Below are 22,518 nucleotides of genomic sequence, written 5' to 3' on the forward strand. Positions count from 1 at the left end.
CCGGCTAAAAAAACCGTCCCATACCCACGGGGTGGGCGGAAACGGCCTGTTCAACCAATCAATATAAATAAATTGGTATCAATAAACTTGGCACACTATTGAGTTCTCAAACAACAGACGCAATCCGAAAATACTCGGGAAAACCAATGTTTTCCTTTTCTTCTTCGCTGCAATGTTTATATATCTTATTCCATTCCGGCGTTTTCCGCAATTCGCGGTATCCGTGATCCGGACCACCGTGAAAAGCGTTTCCGCCGTTCCGGACCCAGCACTCACCGGAGTCTTTTCCACCGTCCCCGTGAAGGGCGCACTGGTTGGACTCTGTTTTGTGATGGGGTTTAGCCGCCATGCTCGGGCGCTTTTCCAGCGTCCCGGCCGCGGCGACTCATGCAACTTTACACACCGGCTCCGGTCCTTGCAAACCGGATCGGGGTGATCCGCCGCACAGCCTCCGGGGCCCTTTGAGTAGTCCCGGTCCGGCGGCCGATAGCTCTATTTTAGGACTCCCCCGTGTGCTCGATGCAAGCCCCTGGAGGGTTGTCCTCGTCACTGTCCGGCCCGGTGCCGGCTGCTCCGATGTCCGGGTTAACCTTCGCCGCGGAGATAGGCCAGCTGCGCGGCCACCGACAGTTCCGCGGCCCGGCGGACATTCGCCGGCACATCTGAGTAGACCAGATCGGCTATGACTCCTGCCCCGGCGTCCGATCCGGCCTCATGCAAGGCAGACCGGATCTGCTCCAGGCGCTCTTCACGGTGGTCGCGGTAGGTCAGGACGAGTGAACTGAGATCCGGCTGGACCGGTCCGTGCCCGGGCAGCACCACTGCCGGCCCAAGTCCGGAGAGCATATCCAACGTCCGCAGGTAATCGTCGAGGGTTCCGTCCGGGAAGTCCAGCACTGTGGTGCCCCGTCCCAGAATGGTGTCCCCCGTCAGGACGGAGCCGTTGGCGCCGTCGTCGGGAAGCCAAAAGCAGACCGAATCCGAAGTGTGGCCCGGAGCTGCCAGCACCCGGATGTCCACGCCGGCAGCGGAAATCTCTTCATCCGCCGTCAACGGGCTTCCTGCCACACAGAAGGCGGGATCGAATGCCCGCACGGGAGCACCGGTCAGTTCGGCGAAGCGCCGGCTTGCCTCCGTGTGGTCGGCGTGCCGGTGGGTAATAAGCACCAGCTCGACCGTGCCGGCTTCCGCCAGGGCCCGCAGGTGCCCCTCATCCTGCGGACCCGGGTCCACCACCACTGTGCTTCCGGAACCGGGAGCAGCCACAACGTAGCTGTTGGTCCCGTCCAGCGACATCGGTCCCGGGTTCGGCGCGAGGCGTACACGGGTCAGGTCGCTGCTGCGGACAAGTCCGGAGTCCGGAAGGTATGTGGTGGACATGGGCACCTAGGCCAGGCGGGTCAGCCAGCCGTGGGTATCCTCCACGGTGCCGGTCTGGATACCGAGCAGCTGCTCGCGGATGGACATGGTCACTTCGCCCGGCTTGGCATCGGCAGAGCCAATCACCTCGTCGTCGGACTTGAGCTGGCCGATCGGAGTGATGACGGCAGCCGTGCCGCAGGCGAAGACCTCCGTGATATCGCCGGAAGCAATGCCTTCGCGCCATTCGTCCAGGGTGATCTTGCGTTCCTGGACGTCCATGCCCCGGTCGCGGCCCAGCTGCAGCACCGACGAGCGGGTGATGCCGTGCAGGATGGTGCCGGACAGGGCGGGAGTCACCAGGCGTCCGTCCTTGAAGACGAAGAACACATTCATGCCGCCCAGCTCTTCAACGGCGTTGTCATTGAACTCGTCCAGGAACAGGACCTGCTTGCAGCCGTTCGCTTCGCCTTCCATCTGGGCAATCAGCGACGCCGCGTAGTTGCCGCCGCATTTGGCTTCACCGGTGCCGCCGCGGCCTGCACGGGCGTACTTGGTGGAGAGCCAGATGGAGACCGGTTTCAGTTCCCCGCCGAAGTAGTTTCCGGCCGGGGAAGCAATGACGCGGTAGGAGACCTCGCGGGCGGGACGCACACCGAGGAACGGTTCAGTGGCAATCATGAATGGGCGCAGGTACAGGGCAGCACCTTCTCCGTCCGGAATCCAGTCCTTGTCCAGGGCCACCAGCTGGCGGATGGACTCCAGGAACAGTTCCTCGGGCAGCTCCGGCAGGGCAAGCCGGCGGGCGGAAAGGTTCAGCCGTGCGGCGTTGGCTTCCGGACGGAAACTCACCACCGATCCATCCGCGTGGCGGTAGACCTTCAGTCCCTCGAAAATCTCCTGGCCGTAGTGCAGTACGCCGGCGGCCGGGTCAATCGAAATGGGGCCGTAGGGCTCGATGCGGGCGTTCTGCCATTCCTGCTCCCCCGACTCCCCCGCCTTCCAGTCAATGACGGCGGTGTGGTCGGTGAAGTAGTCGCCGAAACCGGGATTCGCCAGGATGGCGGCCCGCTCGACGGCGGACTTGGGACTGGTGGAAAGCTCCTGGGAAAATTCCAGTGCGCTGACGGTCATGATTCCTCCACTGTGAACGGCAAAAAACCGTTCTATGACTACTTATTGGCTACCCACGAGCTTATGACACCGCGGCGGCGATGGCATTGCCCACCTCTGCAGTGGAACGCCGGTTTCCGTCCCGGCCTGCAAGGTCCTTTTCCACTGCCCGTTCCACGCGGCCGGCTTCTTCGCTGAAGCCCAGGTGCTGCAGCAGGAGCGCGGCGGAAAGGATGGCTGCCGTCGGATCGGCCTTTTGCTGCCCCGCAATATCGGGTGCGGACCCGTGGACCGGCTCGAACATGGAGGGGTAGGTGCGGTCCATGTTGATGTTCCCGGAGGCGGCGAGGCCGATCCCGCCGGTGATCGCGGCCGCGAGGTCGGTGATGATGTCACCAAACAAGTTGTCAGTGACAATCACGTCGAAGCGTGACGGATCGCTCACCATAAAGATGGTGGCGGCGTCCACGTGCAGGTAGTCATGGGTCACGTCGGGGAACTCCTGCGCCACTTTTTCCACGGTGCGCTTCCACAGCCGGCCGGCGTTCACCAGGACGTTGTGTTTGTGGACCAGGGTCACGTGCCGGCGTGGCCGGGCTGCGGCACGGTGGAAGGCATCGCGGACCACGCGTTCCACACCGTAGGCGGTGTTCAGCGATACCTCGGTGGCAATTTCCTGCGGGGTGCCCTCGCGCAGCACTCCCCCGTTCCCGGCGTATGGCCCCTCGGTGCCTTCCCGGACCACAATGAAATCCACGTCTCCGGGTGCCGCGAGGGGACTGTCCACCCCGGGGTACAGCCGGGACGGACGCAGGTTGACGTAGTGGTCCAGGCTGAACCGCAGCTTCAGCAGCAGGTCGCGTTCGATCAGCCCGGAGGGGACGAGCGTGTCACCCGGTGCTGCCCCCACAGCGCCGAACAGAATGGCGTCATGCCCCTTGAGGGCTTCCAGGGTCTGTTCCGGAAGGGTCTCCCCGGTGCGGAGCCAGTGCTCCGCCCCCAGCGGATACTCAGTCAGGTCAACGGTGACTGGGCTGCCGCTGGTGACCGCCAGCAGCACCTTCACGGCTTCCGCGGTAACTTCAGGGCCGATTCCGTCTCCGGGGATGACGGCCAGGGAAATGGTCCGGGGTGTTTCATCGCTCATGCTGCCCATCCTAGGGAGCCGGACCGCCAGCCGGGCAACGCGGGCCGCATGGTGGACACCCGGGGACCACGGTGGACACGCGGGCCGCATGGTGGACACCCGGGGACGCACCAGGCACCCGGGGACAGTTGCCACCCGGGGCAGCTGGAGTTCACCCCGCAGTATGACGCGGAGCCAGCCTTCGGCCCCCTACAGTTGGTATCCATGCTCGTGCATCGAAGATTCTATGCCTGGATCCAGGCGAACCCCGGGAAAGTGGATTTCTGGCTGGCCGTGGCTGCCACGCTGATCTTCGCCTTGCCCTTCCTGCTGATGAGGGGAGGTCAGTTTGTCGAGTTCGTCCTGTCCGCGGCGATCTGCATGGCGCTGGCGTGGCGGCGGCGCCGTCCGGTGGCCGGTGCCGCCATCCAGGCTGCCGCCTGCATCCTCCAGCTGTTCCTCGTACCCGTCACCGCCCTGCCGGCCGACTTCTTCGCGTTGGTCGCTGTGTACTCCCTGGCCGCCTTTGCCCCGCGCTGGGCCAGCGTGGGCGGCCTCATCCTCGCTTCGGTCGGCGGGGTCCTCTTTATCGTGCAGTACTCGGTTATACCGTTCATGGAGACCGGATATCAGCTGAAGACCGCGCTGGAACAGGACGCGCCTGTCTGGGTCGCCCTGGAAGCAGGGCTGCTGGTGGCCTGGATGTTCGGCGACCTGACCCGCACCCGCCGCCTCGCCCTGCAGGCACTGCAGGACCGGGCACGCAGGCTGGAGGTTGAGCGCCAACAGGAACGTGAACTCGCCGCGGCCGATGAACGCAGCCACATTGCCCGCGAGATGCACGACATCGTGGCGCACTCACTCTCCGTGATCATCACCCAGGCCGACGGCGCCCGGTATGCGAGCGCGGAGGACCCGGCCGTCGCGCCGAAGACGCTGGGCGTCATTGCGGAAACGGGCCGCGGTTCCCTGCGGGAGATGCGCCGCCTGCTCGGGGTGCTCCGCGGCGACGAGGCCGCCTCGACCCGCCCCCTCCCCTCCCTGGCCGACGTCGAGGAACTGCTGGGGACGGTCAAGCGCAGCGGCCTGGAAACCGCGCTCAGCATCACGGGAACACCCCGCCGCCCCCTGCCGCCCGGTGCCGAGCTGACCGCTTACCGGGTGGTACAGGAATCCCTGACCAACGTACTCAAGCATGCGGGACCGGAGGCGAGCGCCGAGGTCACCCTGCAATGGACTCCAGCGGGACTGAAACTCGGTGTCCTCGATAACGGCCTGGGCGCGGCGTCAGCCCTGCACGACGACGGCGAGGGGCAGGGCATCAAGGGCATGGACGAACGGCTCTCGCTCTACGATGGAACGTTGAAGGCCGCCCCTGCGGCCGGCGGAGGATTCCGCGTTGAAGCATTCATCCCCTACACGGAGGCCTAGGCACAGTGCCGGATTCCCCCTGGACGGCAGCGTCCGACCCCTCACCCACGGAACCCATCCGGGTACTCCTGGTGGATGACCAGCAGCTGGTGCGCGGAGGTTTCCGGATGCTGATCAATTCCCAGCCGGACCTCACGGTTGTTGCCGAGGCCGGTAACGGACGCGAGGCCCTCGCCGCGCTGGCGGCGGTATCCGCCGACGTCGTGCTCATGGACGTGCGGATGCCCGGCATGGACGGCATCGAGGCCACATCCCGGATGCTGGACGGAGGAGCCAGCAGCGCCGGACCGAAGGTCGTGGTCCTGACCACCTTCGACCTGGACGAATACGCGCTCTCCGCCATCCAGGCCGGAGCCAGCGGTTTCCTGCTCAAGGACGCCCCGCCCGAGGAACTCCTCGAGGCCATTCGGACGGTCTACCGCGGGGACGCGGTCATCGCTCCGTCCACCACGCGCCGCCTGCTGGACCACGTCGCTCCCCTGCTGCGCACGGCCGGCGCTCCCGGCAGCCGGCATGCCGCCGCCGTCGCTTCCCTGACCCCGCGCGAACACGAGGTCTTCACCCTGATTGCCCAAGGCCTGTCCAACCCGGAAATTGCCGCAAAACTGTACCTGTCCGAGGCCACGGTAAAAACCCATGTGGGACACATCCTGGCCAAGCTTGAGGCGCGGGACCGGGTACAGGCAGTGGTTATTGCCTACGAGACGGGAATTGTCGCACCCTAGGGACATGTCCACGGTCGACGACGTTCGCTCCATCTGTCTCTCCCTCCCCGGCGTGAACGAGCGCCTCAGCTGGAAGCAGCCGGCCTGGTTCGCCCGTACCCTGATGGCGCGGATGTGGGAGGAAGATGTCCTGACCGTGAAGAGCGCCGAACGCGAGGCGCTGGCAGCGATATCGCCGGACGTGTTCTATTGGACGCCGCATCACGACCGGTCCCCGTTGCTCCTGCTGGCCCGGCTGGAGCGTCTGCCCCCGGATGAACTGTCCGAGCTGCTCCGCGAGTCCTACCGGCTGGCCGGCCCCCTTCCACCCACGGTATGAGACACGGAGGAACAGGACCCACCTGCCCTCCGATGTGAGGGCACCCGGCTGGTCCATACGCTGGCGGTATGACATCACTTGCACAGCATTCCCCTGCGTCCGGCTCCGGAAAACCGCGTCTCGCCGCAGCAGCCCAGCTCCTGAATAAGACGTACGGAACCGGGGACACCCGCGTCCACGCACTGAAGGACGTGGACGTCAGCTTCGAAACCGGTACGTTCACCGCCATCATGGGCGCCTCCGGCTCCGGCAAGTCCACGTTGATGCACTGCCTCGCGGGCCTCGACACCGCCGACTCGGGGCGCATTTGGATCGGCGGTACGGAAATCACCGGTTTGAACGACGCCGACCTCACCCGCCTGCGCCGCGACAGCATCGGCTTCGTGTTCCAGGCCTTCAACCTCGTGCCCACGCTGACCGCGGAGCAGAACATTACCCTGCCGGTGGCCCTGGCCAATGGCACTGTGGACCGTGAATGGCTGGACTTCATAACGGAGACCCTCGGGCTGCGGGACCGGCTGCGGCACCGCCCGCACGAACTTTCCGGCGGACAGCAGCAGCGCGTGGCCGTTGCCCGCGCCCTGCTGACCCGGCCGCATGTCCTCTTCGGCGACGAACCCACCGGCAACCTGGACTCCAAGTCCGGTGCAGAGGTCCTCTCGCTCCTGCGCCGCTCCACCAAGGAGTTCGGCCAGAGCATCATCATGGTCACGCATGACCCCGTGGCCGCTTCCTACGCGGACCGGGTGGTGCTGATGAACGACGGCGAACTCGTTGGGGAACTGACGCAGCCGACCCCCGAGTCCGTGCTCGCCGCCCTCACCAAGCTGGGGGCATAAGCATGCTGCAGGTAGCCCTGGCGCAGGTGCGCCTGAATGCCCGGCGGTTCATCGCCGTTTCCCTGGCGGTGCTGATCGCCGTCGGCTTCCTCACCGCCACCCTCATTATCAATTCCTCATCCAAGGCCTCACTGACGCAGAGCGTCGGCGGGGCGTACCGGAACGCCGACCTGCTCATCACCCGCGACATGTACGTCGATGACGCCGCCGTGCTCGATGAGGACACCGCCGTCCTGGTCCGGGACACCCCCGGTGTGGATGAGATCTATGCCGCCCAGCAGTCCTTCGTCACGTTCAGCCAGGACCGGGGCTCCGTGTTCGCCCAACTGGGCAACACCTCAGACTCCGCGGAACTTTTCCCCGTGGAGGTGCTGCAGGGAACGCTCCCCGCCTCCGACTCCGAGGTAGCCGTGGACCGGGACACCGCCGAGCGTTATGACCTGATGGAGGGATCGGTGCTGGGCATCACAGCGAGCCTGGCCGATGCCGCGCCGGCGACAGCCCAGCTCACCGTGAGGGCGCTGGTCTCCACTTCCGACGATCCCCAGGTCCGGGGAACCCCGCAGCTGTACTCCACCGGCGCTACGGTTGCCAGATTTGCCGAACCAGAGGCGGGTTTGAGGAGCATCCAGGTGGCAGTGGCCGACGGCGCCGCCGTCGAGGATGTCCGCACAGCCCTGCAGGAAGACCTCAGCGGTCTAGCGGGCATCGACGTCCGCACCCCACAGGAGCAGACCGATGACATGGTCGCTTCCTTCACCGGCGGGAACAATATCCTCACCACTATCCTCATGGCCTTCGCCGCCGTGGCGCTGTTGGTGTGCGCATTGGTGGTCTCCAATACCTTCTCGGTACTGGTGGCCCAGCGCACCCGCGAGCTGGCGTTGCTGCGGTGCATCGGTGCGGCCCGGTCCCAGATCCGGCGTTCGGTCATCGTGGAGGCGCTGATCATTGGAATCGTTGCGTCCGCCGCCGGGGTGCTGGCCGCCGTCGGGCTGGTTGGAGGGACCATCGCGTACCTGCGGACCCTGCCCGACAGCGGTTTCGCGACGCTGTCCGTCTCCCCACTCTCGGTTGTTGCCGGGCTGGTAACCGGCATCCTGCTGACCGTGCTGGCGTCGTTGGTTCCGGCCCGGGCCGCAACGGCCGTTGCGCCGCTTGCAGCCCTGCGTCCTGCCGAGGACGTCCGTGCCGGCACCCGCCGCGGACGCGTCCGGCTCGGCATTGGACTGGTGCTGCTGGCGGTCGGCAGCGCACTGCTGGGCATCGGTGCCGTCAGATCGGACCTCATCATCGCTTTGCCCGGCGGCATACTCAGTTTCGTGGGTGTGCTCATGTGTGCCACCTTGTTTGTCCCCTCCCTGGTGCGCACTGTTGGCAGGATTGCCGCACCACTGGGTGTGCCGGGCAAACTGGCGGCGGTCAACGCCGTCCGGAACCCGCAGCGCACCTCTGCGACCTCTGCGGCATTGGTGATCGGCGTCACCCTGGTCACCATGATGATGACCGGCGCTGCAACCGTCCGGACCTCCCTGGACGACGTGCTGACCGCCGAGTACCCGGTGGACATCGCCGTCAGCGGCGGGACGGCGGTTGGCGGTACCGCCGACGCCGCCTCCCCATTCACCTCCGCAGATGTCGAAGCGGCACTCGCCGTGGACGGCGTGCAGGAGGCCGTTCTGCTGCCCGTTGGCGGCGTGGCCCAGCTCCACGGCGGACCGTTTGCTGTCTACGCTGTGGATCCTTCCGATGCGGCGAAGGTCCTACGGGATTCCTCACTGGTGCCGGAGGGGAACACCATCCTGATGCCGGAAGGCATTGACGCCAAAACCCTCACGGTGCGGGGAGCCGACTCCAGCGTGGAACTGGATGTGGTCGTCTCCGAAAGCAGCAACATGCTGCCGCTGATCAGCACCTCCACCGCCGAATCCCTCGGCGGACCGCCACTCGACGACCCTAACCAGCCGCTGCCGCAGATGTGGCTGTCCGTAGCGGAAGGTCTCGCCACCAACGCGTTGATCGACCTGCGCACCGATGTGGCGGAAGCCCTGGACGTGGACGACTACGCTGTCTCCGGCTCGGCCATTGAGCGGGGTGCTTTTGAACAGGTCATCAATGTCCTGCTGATGGTGGTCACCGGGTTGCTGGGAGTCGCGGTGGTGATTGCCCTCGTGGGCGTGGCCAACACCCTCTCCCTCTCCGTGTTGGAACGCACGCGGGAATCCTCCCTGCTGCGCGCCCTCGGTCTCACCCGGGGCCAGCTGCGCGGCATGCTCGCGTTGGAAGCTGTGCTGATTGCCGGCGTCGCGGCCCTGATGGGCAGTGTCCTGGGCTCGCTCTACGGTTGGCTGGGAGCGCAGTCGGCGCTGGGTTCATTTACCACTGTGGCGCCGTCGCTGCCCTGGCTGCAGCTGCTCGCTGTCCTGGGCGTAGCGCTCCTGGCCGGACTCGCTGCCTCGGTGCTTCCGGCACGCCGCGCGGCCCGGCTCTCCCCCGTCGCCGGGCTGGCAGCGGACTAGCTCCTCGCGGTCCGGGCGCCGATCTGCAAGGATACTGAACAGGATGAATTACTAAGCAGGCTGATTTCAGCCGGCACCACGAGATGCATCCGGACGACGTGAGGAGAGCACATGCAGCAGTCCCAGACGGAACACGAATCACTGGCCGCCTACCTGGACGACCATCTGGTCGGAGCAGAGACGGGCGTCCGCCTTTTCACCGCCGCGCAGCGCACCTGGGAGGGATCCCCCTATGAGGAGACCTTCGCGCGGCTCGTGGAGGAGATTTCCGATGAACGCGACGAGCTGGAATCCCTGATCCATGCGCTGGGCTATTCGCGCAGCAAGGTGAAGGCGGCTGCTGCCATGGTGGGTGCCGCGGCAGGCAAGCTGGGTCCGCTGAATCCGCTCAGCACCGGCGGCGGCGCCACGGGACAGCTGGAACTGGAATCCCTGCAGTCGCTGGTGCGGATGAAGGAATCCCTGTGGCGGACCCTGTTGGTGCTTTCCGCCACGGACCACCGGTTCAACACGGCCCGCCTGCAGGAACTCGCCGAAACCGCCCGCCGCCAGCAGGAAGACGTGGCCGGGGTGATGGAACAGACGGCCGCGCAGCGGTTCCTCGGCTGAGCCGAATCCACCTGCGCAGGATCCAAAAACACCCCCGGCAATCCGCCGGGGGTGTTTTTGTTTTGAGATCCGTTGGGCGTGGCCCTATTCGGCCGGTTCTTCGTACTTCGGGAAGATGGGCGCCGGAGCCGGCAGCTCCGTTCCCGGCACCAGCGGAGTGCCGATGGCGCCGAACAGGCGGGCATCGCCGTCGGGCTGGCCCAGGACGGTGAGCAGCTTCGCCGCACTCTGAGGCATCACCGGCTGGATCAGGATCGCGACGATCCGCAGGACCTCCAGGGTCACGTAGAGCACCGTGTTCATACGCTCGACGTCTGTCTTCCGCAGTACCCAGGGTGCCTGGTCGGCGAAGTAGGCGTTGGTGTCGCCGAGGACCTTCCAGGTGGCTTCCAGGGCGCCGTGGAAATCCTGGACGTCGTACGCCTCGCGGGAAATCCGCAGCAGGTTCCCGGCAGCTTCCAGCAGTGCCGTGTCCTCGGGGGTGAAGGCGCCCGGCTGCGGCACGGCCGCGCCGCAGTTCTTCGCCACCATGGACAGGGAACGCTGGGCCAGGTTGCCCAGGTTGTTGGCGAGGTCGGAGTTCATCCGGCCGACGACGGCGTCGTGGTTGTAGGAGCCGTCCGCGCCGAAGGGCACTTCGCGCAGCAGGAAGAACCGGACCGAGTCCAGCCCGTACTGGTCGGCCCAGGCCTTCGGTGCCACCACGTTGCCCAGGGACTTGGACATCTTGACGCCCTTGTTGTGCAGGAAGCCGTGGATCATGATGCGCTTCGGCAGCTCCAGCTTCGCGGACATCAGGAACGCGGGCCAGAAGATGGCGTGGAAGCGGGAGATGTCCTTGCCGATCACGTGCACATCGGCCGGCCAGTACTTCTTGAAGGATTCGCTTTCGGTATCGGGGAAGCCGACGCCGGTGAGGTAGTTGGTCAGCGCATCCACCCACACGTACATCACGTGGTCCGGGTTGCCCGGCACCGGGACACCCCAGTCGAAGGTGGTGCGGGAAATGGAGAGGTCTTCCAGGCCGCCCTTGACGAAGCTGATGACTTCATTGAACCGCGAGCGCGGCGCGGCGAAGTCCGGTTGCGACTCGTAGAGGGCCAGCAGCCGGTCCTGGTAGGCCGAGAGCCGGAAGAAGTAGCTTTCCTCTTCGGTCCAGGTCACCTCGGTGTCTGTCTCCTTGGAGTAGCGGACACCGTCCTCACGGACTTCGGTTTCGTCTTCGTTGTAGTAGGCCTCGTCCCGGACGGAGTACCAGCCGGAGTACTTGGAGAGGTAAATGTCTCCGTTCTCCTCCATCCGCTTCCAGATGGCCTGCGCGGCAGCGTAGTGGTCCGCATCGGTGGTCCGGATGAAGCGGTCATAGGAGGTGCCCATGTCCGCTTCCATCTGCTTGAAGGCGGCGGAGTTGCGGTCCGCGAGTTCCTTGGCGGTCACGCCTTCCTTATCCGCGGACTGCTGCATCTTCAGCCCGTGCTCGTCCGTACCCGTCATAAAGAACACGTCGTAGCCGTCCAGCCGCTTGAAGCGGGCCATGGCGTCGGTGGCGATGTGCTCGTAGGCGTGCCCAATGTGGGGCTCGCCGTTGGGGTAGGAGATGGCCGTGGTGATGTAGAACGGGGTCTGGGAATCGGAAGAAGTCACATAAGAAAATTACCCTGTTTTGCCCGCCGGTGTCGCACTGCAGCAGCGCCGGCCCCGCGGAGGCGGAACCGGCGCCGGACTGCTGGATGCCTGCTGCTAGTCCTGCAGGTCCACTTCCCGGGCCACGGAGGCACCGATTTCCAGCTTCAGGGCCTCCAGCACATCCTGCGGCACGGAGGAGTCCACGGTCAGCAGGGACAGCGCCTGGCCACCCTCGGAGTTGCGGGCCACCTGCATGCCGGCAATATTGATGTCCTTTTCCCCCAGGACCCGGCCGAGCGCGCCGATGACGCCGGGACGGTCCTGGTAAATCAGCACAATGAGGTGTTCGCTGATGGGGATTTCCAGGTCGTAGCCGTTCACGCCCACGAGCTTCTGGATCTGCTTCGGACCGGTCAGGGTGCCGGCAACTTCCAGCCGTGTCCCGTCGGACAGGGCACCCCGGATGGTGAGCAGGTTGCGGTAGTCGTCGACGTCGGGCGTGGTGATCAGCCGCACCTCGATGCCGCGCTGCTCGGCCAGGACCGGGGCGTTCACGTAGGAGACCTGCTCGGACACAATATCCGTGAAGATGCCCTTCAGCGCTGCCAGTTCCAGCGCCTTCACATCCAGTGCCGCAATCTCACCGGCCACCTCGATGTCGATGGCAGTCACGGAGTCGTGCGCCAGGGCGGTAAAGATCCGGCCCAGCTTTTCGATCAGCGGGATGCCGGGACGGACATCCTCGGCAATGATGCCGCCGGCTACGTTCACGGCGTCGGGCACCAGCTCGCCGGCGAGGGCCAGGCGGACGGACTTGGCCACGGAGATGCCGGCCTTTTCCTGGGCTTCGGCGGTGGAGGCGCCCAGGTGCGGGGTGACCACCACGTTGTCCAGGGCGAAGAAGGGCAGGTCGGTGCTGGGTTCCTTCACAAACACGTCGACGCCGGCGCCGGCAATCGTCCCTGCCTGCAGCGCCTCGTACAGGGCGGCTTCGTCGACGAGCCCGCCGCGGGCCACGTTCACCACGTAGGCGGTGTCCTTCATCTTCGCGAAGGCGTCGGCTCCGAGCATGCCCAGGGTTTCCGGGGTCTTGGGCATGTGGATGGTCACGAAGTCCGACTCCGCGAGCAGCTCGTCCAGGGACACCAGCCGGACATTCAGCTGTGCGGCGCGGGCCGAGGTGACGTACGGGTCGTAGGCGAGGATCTCGGTACCGAAGCCCTGCATCCGGGCGGCCACCAGGGCGCCGATGCGGCCCAGGCCGATGATGCCGATCTTCTTTTCGAACAGTTCCGTTCCGCTGTACTTCGAGCGCTTCCATTCGCCGTTCTTCAGGGCGGCGCTGGCCTGCGGGATGTTCCGGGCCAGGGACAGGATGTGCCCCACGGTCAGTTCCGCTGCGGAGATGATGTTCGACGTCGGCGCGTTGACCACCATCACGCCGGCCTGGGTGGCGGCTTTAATGTCCACGTTATCCAGACCCACGCCGGCCCGGGCAATCACCTTGAGGTTCCTGGCGGCGGCAATCGCCTCGGCATCCACCTGCGTGGCGGAGCGCACGAGGATGGCGTCGACGTCGGCAATTGCGGACAGGAGCTGGGAGCGGTCGGCGCCGTCGGTCGTGCGGATGTCGAAATCGGGGCCCAGGGCCTCGACGGTGGCGGGCGAGAGTTCCTCCGCAAGGAGTACGACTGGTTTGGTGGCAGACACCGGTGACCTCTTTACACTGGACTATTTCTTTACGCAGGACAGTTGACTGGGGCTTTTCGTGCAGGAGGCCGGACCCGTTGCGGGTCCGGCCTCCTTGCCGTTACGTGCCTTTCGAGCCTATCGCGCAGGCAGCGGCAGAAGACGTATCGGCGCCGGAGATTACTAGCGGGCCACGGAGCCTTCGGTGTAATCGTCGTCGTTTTTGATCCAGGAGAAGAGCTTGCGCAGTTCCCGGCCGGTGGATTCGATGGGGTGCTCCTCGCCCTTCTTCCGCAGTGCCTTGAACTCCGGGGCGCCGGCGTCCTGGTCATCGATGAAGCGCTTGGCGAAGGCACCGTTCTGGATGTCGGCCAGGACGGCCTTCATGTTTTCCTTCACGTGCTCGTCGATGACGCGCGGGCCGGAGACGTAGTCGCCGTATTCGGCGGTGTCCGAGACGCTCCAGCGCTGCTTGGCGATGCCGCCTTCGACCATCAGGTCCACGATCAGCTTCAGTTCGTGCAGCACCTCGAAGTAGGCGACCTCCGGCTGGTAGCCGGCTTCGGTCAGGGTTTCGAAGCCGTACTGGATCAGCTGCGACGCGCCGCCGCAGAGTACCGCCTGCTCGCCGAAGAGGTCCGTTTCGGTCTCTTCGGTGAAGGTGGTCTCGATGACGCCGGCACGGGTGCCGCCGATGGCCTTGGCGTAGGACAGGGCCAGTTCCTTGGCGGTTCCGGAGGGGTTCTGCTCGACGGCGATCAGGTCCGGGACGCCGCGGCCGGCTTCGAATTCGCGGCGCACAATGTGTCCGGGACCCTTGGGTGCCACGAGCGCGACGTCGACGTCGGCCGGCGGCTGGATGTAGCCGTAGCGGATGTTGAAGCCGTGGCCGAAGAACAGAGCGTCGCCGGCCTGCAGGTTCGGAGCGATGTCCTCCGCGTAGACAAAGCGCTGGACCTGGTCCGGGGTGAGCACCATGATCAGGTCGGCTTCGGCTACGGCGTCCGCCACGTTGAGGACCCGCAGGCCTTCGGCTTCGGCCTTGGCGCGGGAAGCCGAACCTTCCTTGAGGCCGACGCGGACGTCCACGCCGGAATCGCGCAGGCTGAGGGCGTGGGCGTGGCCCTGGCTTCCATAGCCGATGACCGCGACGGTACGGCCCTGGATGATGGACAGGTCGGCGTCGTCGTCGTAGTACATGTCAGTCACTTTGGTTATCTCCTACTGGTTTCTGAGGCTAAGGGTCTGGGGGTGGAACTCAGGCGCTGCGCAGCGCGCGGTCGCTCATGGACTTTGAGCCGCGGGCAACGGCCAGGGTTCCGGACTGGACTATTTCGCGGATGCCGAAGGGCTCAAGCACCGAAAGCAGTGCGTTGAGCTTCTCAGCGGTGCCGGTGGCCTCGACGATGAGCGAGTCGGTGGAAACATCCACTACCGAAGCGCGGAACAGCTCGGCTGCCTGGGTTACCTGCAGCCGGGTTGCGGCATCCGCACGGACCTTGACCAGGATGTGGTCCCGCTGTACGGAGGAATCGGGAACCAGCTCGACAATCTTGATGACGTTGATGAGCTTGTTCAGCTGTTTGGTGACCTGCTCGAGCAGGTCGCCTTCGGCGTCGACCACCACGGTGATGCGGGACATGCCCGGCACTTCCGAGGGACCCACGGCCAGGGAATTGATGTTGAAGGCCCGGCGGGCAAACAGCGACGCCACCCGGGTCAGCACGCCGGGAACGTCTTCCACCAGCACGGAAAGGGTATGACGGGCCATGTCCTAGTCCTCCTCTTCCCATTTGGGGGTCATATTGCGGGCAATCTGGATCAGGTCGTTGCTGACCCCGGTCGGAACCATCGGCCACACCATGGAGTCGCGGCTGACCACGAAGTCGATGACGACGGGGCGGTCGTTGATCTCCAGGGCCTTCGCAATGGTCGCGTCGATGTCCTCATCGCGTTCACAGCGCAGGCCCACGCAGCCGTAGGCTTCGGCGAGCTTGACGAAGTCCGGCACCCGTACGGTGTCATGCCCGGTGTTGAGGTCCGTGTTGGAGTAGCGGGACTCGTAGAAGAGGGTCTGCCACTGCCGGACCATGCCCAGCGAGGAGTTGTTGATGATGGCAACCTTGATCGGGATGTTGTTGATCAGGCAGGTGGCCAGTTCCTGGTTGGTCATCTGGAAACAGCCGTCACCATCGATGGCCCAGACCACCCGGTCCGGTGCACCCACCTTGGCGCCCATGGCCGCCGGTACGGAGTAGCCCATGGTGCCGAGGCCGCCGGAGTTGAGCCACGCGCGGGGGCGTTCGTACTTGATGAACTGGGCGGACCACATCTGGTGCTGGCCCACACCGGCTACATAGACACCCTCGGGTCCGGTCATGGCACCGATGCGTTCGATCACCTTCTGCGGGGCGATCAACCCGTCTTCGGGAGTGGCATAGCCGATCGGATAGGTTTCGCGCAGCCGGTCCAGCACCGCCCACCAAGCGGAAATGTCAGGCTTACCCGCTTCAAACTGTCCGCGCACGGCGTCGGCCAGCTCGGGCATGATTTCCTTCACCGAGCCGACAATCGGCACATCCGCCGGCCGGTTCTTGGAGATTTCCGCCGGGTCGATGTCCGCATGGATGACCTTGGCGGCGGGGGCGAAGGAGCTCAGTACACCGGTGACCCGGTCGTCGAAGCGGGCGCCGAGGGTGATGAGCAGGTCCGACTGCTGCAGGGCGGTCACCGCCGACACCGCGCCGTGCATTCCCGGCATTCCGACGTGCTGCGGGTGCGAATCGGGGAACACACCACGGGCCATCAAAGTGGTGACCACAGGAGCGCCCACCAGTTCGGCCAGTTCGAGCAGCTCTTCCGAGGCATTGGCCTTCAGCACGCCGCCGCCCACGTAGAACACCGGCCGCTGCGAAGCGGCAATCAGGCGCGCAGCTTCACGGACCTGCTTGGAATGGCCGCGGACCACCGTGCGGTAGCCCTGCAGGTCAATCTTCGGCGGCCAGGAGAACGTGGTCTTCGCCTGCTGGGCGTCCTTGGCGATGTCCACGAGGACCGGTCCGGGGCGTCCCGACGTCGCAATGTGGAAGGCCTCGGCAAGCACCCGGGGAATATCGGCGGCGTCCGTCACGAGGTAGGAGTGCTTGGTGATGGGCATCGTGATGCCCACGATGTCGGCTTCCTGGAAGGCGTCGGAACCAATGAAGGCGCTGGAGACCTGGCCGGTGATGGCTACCATCGGGACCGAGTCCATGTGGGCATCGGCGATGGCGGTGACGAGGTTGGTGGCTCCGGGTCCCGAGGTCACGATGCAGACACCGGCACGCCCGGTCACCATGGCGTAGCCCTCGGCTGCGTGCCCGGCACCCTGTTCGTGGCGCACGAGGATGTGCCGGATCTTTTTGGAATCCATCAGGGGATCGTAGGTGGGCAGGATGGCGCCGCCGGGCAGGCCGAAGACTTCGTCGACGCCGAGTTCCTCCAGCGAACGGACGATGGCGGAGGAACCCGTCATTTCGGTGGGCGGAACAATGTTGTTGGGCCCCTGGATACGCTCATCCGCTTCCGTGGAGGAGGCCACGGAACTGGCTACGTCTTTGGTTTTGGCCGCCGCCGCGCGTGCAGCGGCATTTGCCTTTGAGGCCATCAGCGAAGGGCTGATTGGCGATCCCTTACTCATCGGAACTTCCTTTGCGGATGCTAATCCATGGTCAATGCGGTCAAGCGGCGGCCGGCCCGGGTGGTGCCCGGTACGGCTTCTGTGTTCAGCGAAGCCAAAACTGACGATGCCAATAAAAAAACCCCTCGTGCCTGTTGGCTCCGTAGGGGTTCGCGCGTGACGTCTTAGACAAGTCGGGCTGTTACGCCACGCGCTTGATAAGGACGACGGGTACGATCTGCATACCGTTCAGTCTCGCGTTCCCCTGCGGGGGTGTCAATCATATGAGACGCCCGTCTCACTATCTGGACGTGTGTCTCGGCTTTTGGGACCTGCCCACGGAAGGCGGCAGGGCTTAATAAGGGTGAAACCCTTTAGGGGCCCCATACGTCAGGCGCTCCAGCGCCTGACGTATGAGGAAGGGTTTCACCCGCAATACGCCCCGGTGGAAGCCGAGTTGACCAGCTTGGTGTACTTGCCCAGGACGCCGGTGGTGAACTTGCCCGGCAGCGGCTGCCAGCCGACCTTGCGGGCCTCGAGTTCCTCCGGGTCCACCAGCAGGTCGAAGCTGCGGGCCGCAATGTCCACCCGGATCCGGTCACCGTCGTGCACAAAGGCGATGGGGCCGCCGTCGACCGCTTCCGGTGCCACGTGGCCGATGCACAGCCCGGTGGTGCCGCCGGAGAACCGGCCGTCGGTGAGCAGCAGGACGTCCTTGCCCAGCCCGGCACCCTTGATGGCGCCGGTGATCGCCAGCATTTCGCGCATGCCCGGGCCGCCCTTGGGGCCTTCGTAGCGGATGACGACGACGTCGCCGGCGTGGATCTGCCCGGCATCGAGCGCGTCGAGGGCGCCCTGTTCCCGCTCGAACACGCGGGCGGTGCCCTCGAAGACGTCGGCGTCGAAGCCGGCGCTCTTGACCACGGCACCTTCCGGAGCCATGGAGCCGTGCAGGATGGTGATGCCGCCGGTCCTGTGGATCGGGTTGTCCATGGCGCGCAGGACCTTGCCGTCGGGATCCGGCGGGTTGATGGCCGCCAGGTTCTCCGCGACGGTCTTGCCGGTGACGGTGAGGCAGTCGCCGTGGATCAGGCCGGCGTCGAGCAGTGCCTTCATGATGACCGGAACGCCGCCGATCTTGTCGACGTCGTGCATCACGTAGCGGCCGAACGGCTTCAGGTCGCCCAGGTGCGGGATGCGGTCGCCGATGCGGTTGAAGTCTTCCAGCGTGAGGTCCACGTGCGCCTCGCGGGCAATGGCCAGCAGGTGCAGCACGGCGTTGGTGGAGCCGCCGAAGGCCATCGTGACCGCGATGGCGTTTTCGAAGGCCTTCTTCGTCATGATGTCGCGGGCGGTGATGCCCTTGCGGAGCAGGTTGACCACGGCTTCGCCGGATTTGCGGGCGAAATCGTCGCGGCGGCGGTCGGCGGAGGGCGGCGCGGCGGAGCCGGGAAGGGACATGCCCAGCGCCTCGCCGATGCAGGCCATGGTGTTGGCGGTGTACATGCCGCCGCAGGCGCCTTCGCCGGGGCAGATGGCCCGCTCGATGGTGTCCAGGTCCTTGAGGCTCATCTTGCCCGCGGCGCAGGCGCCGACGGCTTCGAAGGCGTCGATGAGCGTGACTTCGCGCTCCGTGCCGTCTTCCATCCTGGCGAAGCCGGGCATGATCGAACCGGCGTAAAGGAAGACGCTGGCGAGGTCCAGCCGTGCCGCGGCCATCAGCATGCCCGGCAGGGACTTGTCGCAGCCGGCCAGCAGGATGGAGCCGTCCAGGCGCTCGGCCATCATCACGGTTTCCACCGAATCGGCAATGACCTCGCGGGAGACGAGGGAGAAGTGCATGCCCTCGTGGCCCATGGAGATGCCGTCGGAAACGGAGATGGTGCCGAACTGCATGGGGAACCCACCGCCGGCGTGCACCCCTTCCTTGGCACCCTGGGCCAGCCGGTTCAGTGACAGGTTGCAGGGAGTGATCTCGTTCCAGGAACTGGCGACGCCGATCTGCGGCTTCGCGAAGTCGTCGTCTCCCATCCCTACGGCACGGAACATGCCGCGGGCAGGTGCCGCGTGGATGCCGTCAGTGACTACTCGACTGCGGGGCTTGATGTCCGGTGTGTTGTCTCCGCTCATGGGTAGATCGTAGGACTTAAGGCCAGTTGCTTCGCCCTTGTGACGGACAGAGGCACCGGTTGTTACGGCCTGTGAACAGCGGATGAAGTTCTGGGTCACGGCCGCAGCGGGCTTCCCCGATCGGGGGACAGTGTTCATAGACTGGGGGTATGACAACAGGATCCATGGGTCCGGACGCAGACACTGCGCCGGAGGCCCCCACCAGTGATCACCTGAAGCTGGTGCTGCGCCGCGTCTTCGAATCCCAGATTCCCAACTATGGGGACTACAACCTGGTGTTGGCCACGCCGGCACTCGACGGGGAAACCGGTTTCTATGTGCTTGGCTACCGCTGGCGTCCAGCCGAGGTGGTGTTCGCTCCGTTTGACGTCGACTCCCTCGCCGCGCTGGAAGCACCCACCTCGGTGAACACGACCAACCTCAGCCACACGGACGAGCTGGACACGGACGCCTACGAGGTGGGCACAAGCACCGGCCGCGTTTTCCAGTTCGCCGTCGAACCGCAGGCCGCGCTGCCGGCCACCGCAACAGAGAGCGAGCGCCTGCTGGAGCAGGCCGCGGACTGGGAGGATTTCTGCTCCTTCGTGGACTCCTACCTGGAACTGGCGTAACGCCCCAGGTCTTCTCCTAGCCCCAGGGGCCGGGGCGGACCAGGTTCAGCGGCTCCTGTCCTTCCGCCAGCCGGCGTACCTGCTTCCGCAGGAGCGCCTTGATCCGCGGCTCGAACGCCGCAGTGTTCCCGCCCCAGTGCGGGGTAATGATGGCCCCGGGCGCCTGCCGCAGGGGATGGTCCGCCGGCAGGGGTTCCGGGTCGAAGACATCGAGAGCCGCGCGCAGCCTTCCGGACACCACTTCCTTGGTCAGGGCCCCGCTGTCCACGACCGCACCGCGGGCAACATTGACCACCAGGGCCCCGTCCGGCAGGGCGGCCAGGACGCGGGCGTCGATCAGGTGGCGGGTCTGCCGGTCCAGCGGCGTGATGACCACCAGGATCTCCGCCCGGGCCGCCAGATCGACCAGTTCGTCCGTCCCGTGCACGGCGCCGTCCTCGTCCGTCCGGGCGGTCCTGCCCACGCGGGTGAGTTCGACGTCGAACGGGTTCAGGCGTGCGGCGATCTCACGGCCGATCCCGCCCACCCCCACCAGGAGCACCCGCCGGTCGGCCAGGCCCGGGTACCGGACCGCCTCCCAGCGGCCCTCATGCTGGGCAGCCAATGCATCGTCGATGCCCCGCTGTGCGGCCAGGATCAGGGTCAGTGCCATCTCGGCCGTGGCTGCGGCATGGACCCCGGCGGCGCTGGCGATTGCGGTCTGCTCCCCCACGAGTTCGGGCAGCCCGTCGTAGCCCGTGGACTGCGCCTGCAGGAGCAGCAGGTGGGGTACCCGCTGCAGCGCTTCGCCATAGTCGGATCCGTTGGCGTAGGGCAGGACTACGACGTCGATCTCCGGGTACTCCAGCCCCTCGGGCTCGTGGATCAGGTCCCACACGGCCGCGCGCATGCCCTCGGGCAGCGGCTGCAGGGCATCAAGCAGTTCGGGGGTAGGTACGGTCAGGGTCCGCACCGGGACGCTGCGGGGAGTCGAATCGGACATGCCAGACAGCGTAACGGCTGGGACGGCGGACGGCAGGCCAGCAGCCGCTATCCCGGCTATGGACAGGGGCAGGCGCCCGCCGTAACGTGAAAAACGTGCCGTCCGCCGACCAAAGGATGCCGCCGTGCCTCGGAAATCACTTCTCTTCCCAGCTTTGGGGATCGGCTCCGCTGCGGCGGTCTGGGCGGCCCGCACAGTGGTGCGGATGCTGGACCGGCGTCCGCTCCGGCTGGCGGCGGGTCTTGACACTGCCGGACTGGCCGAACCCGATCTACCGGTTACCCCGGTGCCGCGCGATGCCGTCACCACTGTGACCACCGGTGACCCGGCGTCGGACCTGCCCGACCGGACCTGGGTGGTGGACGAGGGAACCGGCTGGGACGGGAATCCGGGTGAACTAGTGGTCCTCCCCCACTCCCGGCAGCCGCCGGAAGGGGAGCCGCCGGAACGGGATAAACAGTGAGACGGGACACATATGCCGCCGGGATTTCATTCTCCGGCGGAACTGCTGGTAATGTTTCATGTCGTTGCTGATGGCGGCTGCGGAAGAAAAACCGCCGGTATCCATCGCTTCAAATGCGCACCTCTAGCTCAATTGGCAGAGCAATTGACTCTTAATCAATGGGTTCCGGGTTCAAGTCCCGGGGGGTGCACCAATAACCCCGTCCGCTCAGGCTCAACGCCTGGCCGGGCGGGGTTTTTCGTTGTCCGGGGGCCGCCGCGGCAGGCGGTGCCGTTTCGCGCCGGGGCGCCGGACATGGTAGTGTTTCATGTCGTTGCGGAGAACGAACGGTGCCTCACGGCGCAGGTCTTCCGTCCAGCAAAGCACGCACCTCTAGCTCAATTGGCAGAGCAATTGACTCTTAATCAATGGGTTCCGGGTTCAAGTCCCGGGGGGTGCACCAACGAAAGACCCCGTCCGATCCGGCTGTTTGCCGGTCAGGGCGGGGTCTTTTGCTGTCTCCCCCGGCCTACGCAGCCTCAGCACGCCAGAGATACGGCGTTGTGGTGGACACTTTGCGGAAGCCTGAACGCTCCAGGATGGGACGGGAGTACTCCGTTGAATCGCTGTTGATCAGGGTCTTACCCGCGGCCAGGGCAGAACGGGCACGGGCTGCGGTAAGGGCACGGTAGATCCCCCGGCCCCGCCAGCCCTCCCGGGTTGCGCCGCCCCAGATACCGGCGAACTCCGTACCCTGCACCGGTTCCAGCCGTCCGGTGCTGATAATCGTTCCGCCGCTTTCCGCCACCCAGAGTTCCATCCCGTCACCGCGTGACAACCGGTGAAGGAGGGAGTCTGCCGTCGCCGGGGACACCGGATCTCCAAACACCTCATCCGCCATGGCACTCATCGCACGGACATCCTCCTCCTCCGTCACCCGCCGGAGGGCGACGCCGGCGGGCAGCTCGACGTCCACCGCGAGATCGGCGGCGCGCCCGATCATGATCGATTCGGGTTCCCCCGGCTCAAAGCCGTTCCGGACGAGGGCCCTGTGCAGGCCGGGCGCCCGGTCATGGCCCCGGGTCTTCCACTCCACCTGGTTGATCTCCGGATTGCTCCGGAAGTGCGCGAGTGCCGCGGCGACCCAGCCTGCAATGGTTCCGGCATCCGCCCCGTCCAGATCGGCGTAGGTGATGAAGCCCCGGCCGCCGCCGAACGTCACCAGGCGCAGCGGTCCCAGCCGGTCGACGGCGGCTGCGCCCGGTGTTTCGGCGTCGGTGCGCAGCTGGGAGTCGTAGGCGGCAAGGAGATCCGTGGATGAGGGCATGGGACCACAGCCT

The 22,518-nt window shown here is 65.8% G+C and carries 19 protein-coding genes and 2 tRNA genes; 10 read left to right on the top strand and 11 right to left on the bottom strand.

Annotated elements, in window-relative coordinates; genetic code table 11:
* Positions 1 to 585: 585 nt before the first annotated feature.
* From QNO03_RS04145 to QNO03_RS04155, 3 genes are all read right to left on the bottom strand, one after another.
* Entirely contained in the window at positions 586 to 1,380 is a 795-nt protein-coding gene (locus QNO03_RS04145) for an MBL fold metallo-hydrolase (protein WP_289602066.1), read from the bottom strand.
* Between the two features lie 6 nt (positions 1,381 to 1,386).
* Positions 1,387 to 2,493: a branched-chain amino acid aminotransferase gene (locus tag QNO03_RS04150; protein WP_289602068.1), complete on the bottom strand. Its 1,107-nt coding sequence runs from the start codon at positions 2,491 to 2,493 to the stop codon at positions 1,387 to 1,389.
* Between the two features lie 61 nt (positions 2,494 to 2,554).
* Complete coding sequence (locus QNO03_RS04155; RefSeq protein ID WP_229950830.1) at positions 2,555 to 3,619, bottom strand: 3-isopropylmalate dehydrogenase; 1,065 nt, start codon at positions 3,617 to 3,619, stop codon at positions 2,555 to 2,557.
* A gap of 204 nt (positions 3,620 to 3,823) precedes the next feature.
* Between QNO03_RS04155 and QNO03_RS04160 the strand changes: the two genes are divergently transcribed.
* The 6 genes from QNO03_RS04160 (at position 3,824) to QNO03_RS04185 (ending at position 10,040) form a co-directional block, all read left to right on the top strand.
* Complete coding sequence (locus QNO03_RS04160) at positions 3,824 to 5,029, top strand: sensor histidine kinase (protein WP_289602071.1); 1,206 nt, start codon at positions 3,824 to 3,826, stop codon at positions 5,027 to 5,029.
* Between the two features lie 5 nt (positions 5,030 to 5,034).
* Positions 5,035 to 5,754 (top strand): response regulator, encoded by a 720-nt coding sequence (locus QNO03_RS04165; RefSeq protein ID WP_229950825.1) that lies wholly within the window; start codon positions 5,035 to 5,037, stop codon positions 5,752 to 5,754.
* A gap of 4 nt (positions 5,755 to 5,758) precedes the next feature.
* The gene (locus QNO03_RS04170) at positions 5,759 to 6,073 is read left to right on the top strand and encodes an MmcQ/YjbR family DNA-binding protein (RefSeq protein ID WP_289602072.1); all 315 of its coding nucleotides are present in this window, start codon (positions 5,759 to 5,761) and stop codon (positions 6,071 to 6,073) included.
* Positions 6,074 to 6,141: 68 nt separating this feature from the next.
* Positions 6,142 to 6,912 carry an ABC transporter ATP-binding protein gene (locus QNO03_RS04175; RefSeq protein WP_289602074.1) on the top strand — a complete coding sequence of 257 codons (771 nt, stop codon included), beginning with the start codon at positions 6,142 to 6,144 and terminating at the stop codon, positions 6,910 to 6,912.
* Between the two features lie 2 nt (positions 6,913 to 6,914).
* Positions 6,915 to 9,431 (top strand): ABC transporter permease, encoded by a 2,517-nt coding sequence (locus tag QNO03_RS04180; protein ID WP_289602076.1) that lies wholly within the window; start codon positions 6,915 to 6,917, stop codon positions 9,429 to 9,431.
* A 111-nt stretch (positions 9,432 to 9,542) separates the two neighbouring features.
* Positions 9,543 to 10,040 carry a hypothetical protein gene (locus QNO03_RS04185; protein ID WP_229950817.1) on the top strand — a complete coding sequence of 166 codons (498 nt, stop codon included), beginning with the start codon at positions 9,543 to 9,545 and terminating at the stop codon, positions 10,038 to 10,040.
* A gap of 84 nt (positions 10,041 to 10,124) precedes the next feature.
* Here QNO03_RS04185 and metG read toward each other — a convergent pair whose 3' ends face one another.
* From metG to ilvD, 6 genes are all read right to left on the bottom strand, one after another.
* Entirely contained in the window at positions 10,125 to 11,684 is a 1,560-nt protein-coding gene (gene metG / locus QNO03_RS04190) for a methionine--tRNA ligase (protein WP_289602077.1), read from the bottom strand.
* A 96-nt stretch (positions 11,685 to 11,780) separates the two neighbouring features.
* On the bottom strand, positions 11,781 to 13,376 hold the full coding sequence (gene serA / locus QNO03_RS04195) for a phosphoglycerate dehydrogenase (RefSeq protein ID WP_289602079.1): 1,596 nt from the start codon (positions 13,374 to 13,376) through the stop codon (positions 11,781 to 11,783).
* A gap of 162 nt (positions 13,377 to 13,538) precedes the next feature.
* On the bottom strand, positions 13,539 to 14,564 hold the full coding sequence (ilvC, locus tag QNO03_RS04200; protein WP_229950813.1) for a ketol-acid reductoisomerase: 1,026 nt from the start codon (positions 14,562 to 14,564) through the stop codon (positions 13,539 to 13,541).
* Between the two features lie 49 nt (positions 14,565 to 14,613).
* Complete coding sequence (gene ilvN, locus QNO03_RS04205) at positions 14,614 to 15,126, bottom strand: acetolactate synthase small subunit (protein WP_229950812.1); 513 nt, start codon at positions 15,124 to 15,126, stop codon at positions 14,614 to 14,616.
* 3 nt (positions 15,127 to 15,129) lie between these two features.
* Positions 15,130 to 17,034: an acetolactate synthase large subunit gene (locus QNO03_RS04210; RefSeq protein WP_289602081.1), complete on the bottom strand. Its 1,905-nt coding sequence runs from the start codon at positions 17,032 to 17,034 to the stop codon at positions 15,130 to 15,132.
* A gap of 405 nt (positions 17,035 to 17,439) precedes the next feature.
* The gene (gene ilvD, locus QNO03_RS04215; protein WP_229950808.1) at positions 17,440 to 19,143 is read right to left on the bottom strand and encodes a dihydroxy-acid dehydratase; all 1,704 of its coding nucleotides are present in this window, start codon (positions 19,141 to 19,143) and stop codon (positions 17,440 to 17,442) included.
* A gap of 149 nt (positions 19,144 to 19,292) precedes the next feature.
* Between ilvD and QNO03_RS04220 the strand changes: the two genes are divergently transcribed.
* Positions 19,293 to 19,754 carry a hypothetical protein gene (locus tag QNO03_RS04220; protein WP_229950806.1) on the top strand — a complete coding sequence of 154 codons (462 nt, stop codon included), beginning with the start codon at positions 19,293 to 19,295 and terminating at the stop codon, positions 19,752 to 19,754.
* A gap of 16 nt (positions 19,755 to 19,770) precedes the next feature.
* Here QNO03_RS04220 and QNO03_RS04225 read toward each other — a convergent pair whose 3' ends face one another.
* Positions 19,771 to 20,736 (bottom strand): 2-hydroxyacid dehydrogenase, encoded by a 966-nt coding sequence (locus QNO03_RS04225; RefSeq protein WP_289602083.1) that lies wholly within the window; start codon positions 20,734 to 20,736, stop codon positions 19,771 to 19,773.
* A gap of 124 nt (positions 20,737 to 20,860) precedes the next feature.
* Here QNO03_RS04225 and QNO03_RS04230 point away from each other — a divergent pair, with 124 nt between their 5' ends.
* The 3 genes from QNO03_RS04230 (at position 20,861) to QNO03_RS04240 (ending at position 21,641) form a co-directional block, all read left to right on the top strand.
* Positions 20,861 to 21,199 (top strand): hypothetical protein, encoded by a 339-nt coding sequence (locus tag QNO03_RS04230; protein ID WP_289602085.1) that lies wholly within the window; start codon positions 20,861 to 20,863, stop codon positions 21,197 to 21,199.
* 117 nt (positions 21,200 to 21,316) lie between these two features.
* Positions 21,317 to 21,392, top strand: a tRNA-Lys gene (locus QNO03_RS04235).
* A 173-nt stretch (positions 21,393 to 21,565) separates the two neighbouring features.
* Positions 21,566 to 21,641 (top strand) — tRNA-Lys (locus tag QNO03_RS04240).
* 66 nt (positions 21,642 to 21,707) lie between these two features.
* On the opposite strand, the gene QNO03_RS04245 is transcribed toward QNO03_RS04240, so the two are convergent.
* A complete protein-coding gene (locus QNO03_RS04245) occupies positions 21,708 to 22,505 on the bottom strand; it encodes a GNAT family N-acetyltransferase (RefSeq protein ID WP_229950799.1) in 798 nt (265 codons plus the stop codon).
* Between the last annotated feature and the right edge of the window lie 13 nt (positions 22,506 to 22,518).

The organism is Arthrobacter sp. zg-Y877 (assembly GCF_030373105.1).
Taxonomy (GTDB): Bacteria; Actinomycetota; Actinomycetes; order Actinomycetales; family Micrococcaceae; genus Arthrobacter_B.

What these genes read in the sequence shown, in the direction of transcription:
- QNO03_RS04220 (WP_229950806.1), top strand. Translation starts at nt 19,293, where the DNA reads ATGACAACAGGATCCATGGGTCCGGACGCAGACACTGCGCCGGAGGCC.
- QNO03_RS04160 (WP_289602071.1), top strand. Translation starts at nt 3,824, where the DNA reads ATGCTCGTGCATCGAAGATTCTATGCCTGGATCCAGGCGAACCCCGGG.
- QNO03_RS04175 (WP_289602074.1), top strand. Translation starts at nt 6,142, where the DNA reads ATGACATCACTTGCACAGCATTCCCCTGCGTCCGGCTCCGGAAAACCG.
- QNO03_RS04225 (WP_289602083.1), bottom strand. Translation starts at nt 20,736, where the DNA reads ATGTCCGATTCGACTCCCCGCAGCGTCCCGGTGCGGACCCTGACCGTA.
- QNO03_RS04145 (WP_289602066.1), bottom strand. Translation starts at nt 1,380, where the DNA reads ATGTCCACCACATACCTTCCGGACTCCGGACTTGTCCGCAGCAGCGAC.
- QNO03_RS04180 (WP_289602076.1), top strand. Translation starts at nt 6,915, where the DNA reads ATGCTGCAGGTAGCCCTGGCGCAGGTGCGCCTGAATGCCCGGCGGTTC.
- QNO03_RS04155 (WP_229950830.1), bottom strand. Translation starts at nt 3,619, where the DNA reads ATGAGCGATGAAACACCCCGGACCATTTCCCTGGCCGTCATCCCCGGA.
- QNO03_RS04170 (WP_289602072.1), top strand. Translation starts at nt 5,759, where the DNA reads ATGTCCACGGTCGACGACGTTCGCTCCATCTGTCTCTCCCTCCCCGGC.
- QNO03_RS04210 (WP_289602081.1), bottom strand. Translation starts at nt 17,034, where the DNA reads ATGAGTAAGGGATCGCCAATCAGCCCTTCGCTGATGGCCTCAAAGGCA.
- ilvN (WP_229950812.1), bottom strand. Translation starts at nt 15,126, where the DNA reads ATGGCCCGTCATACCCTTTCCGTGCTGGTGGAAGACGTTCCCGGCGTG.
- ilvD (WP_229950808.1), bottom strand. Translation starts at nt 19,143, where the DNA reads ATGAGCGGAGACAACACACCGGACATCAAGCCCCGCAGTCGAGTAGTC.
- QNO03_RS04245 (WP_229950799.1), bottom strand. Translation starts at nt 22,505, where the DNA reads ATGCCCTCATCCACGGATCTCCTTGCCGCCTACGACTCCCAGCTGCGC.
- QNO03_RS04185 (WP_229950817.1), top strand. Translation starts at nt 9,543, where the DNA reads ATGCAGCAGTCCCAGACGGAACACGAATCACTGGCCGCCTACCTGGAC.
- QNO03_RS04150 (WP_289602068.1), bottom strand. Translation starts at nt 2,493, where the DNA reads ATGACCGTCAGCGCACTGGAATTTTCCCAGGAGCTTTCCACCAGTCCC.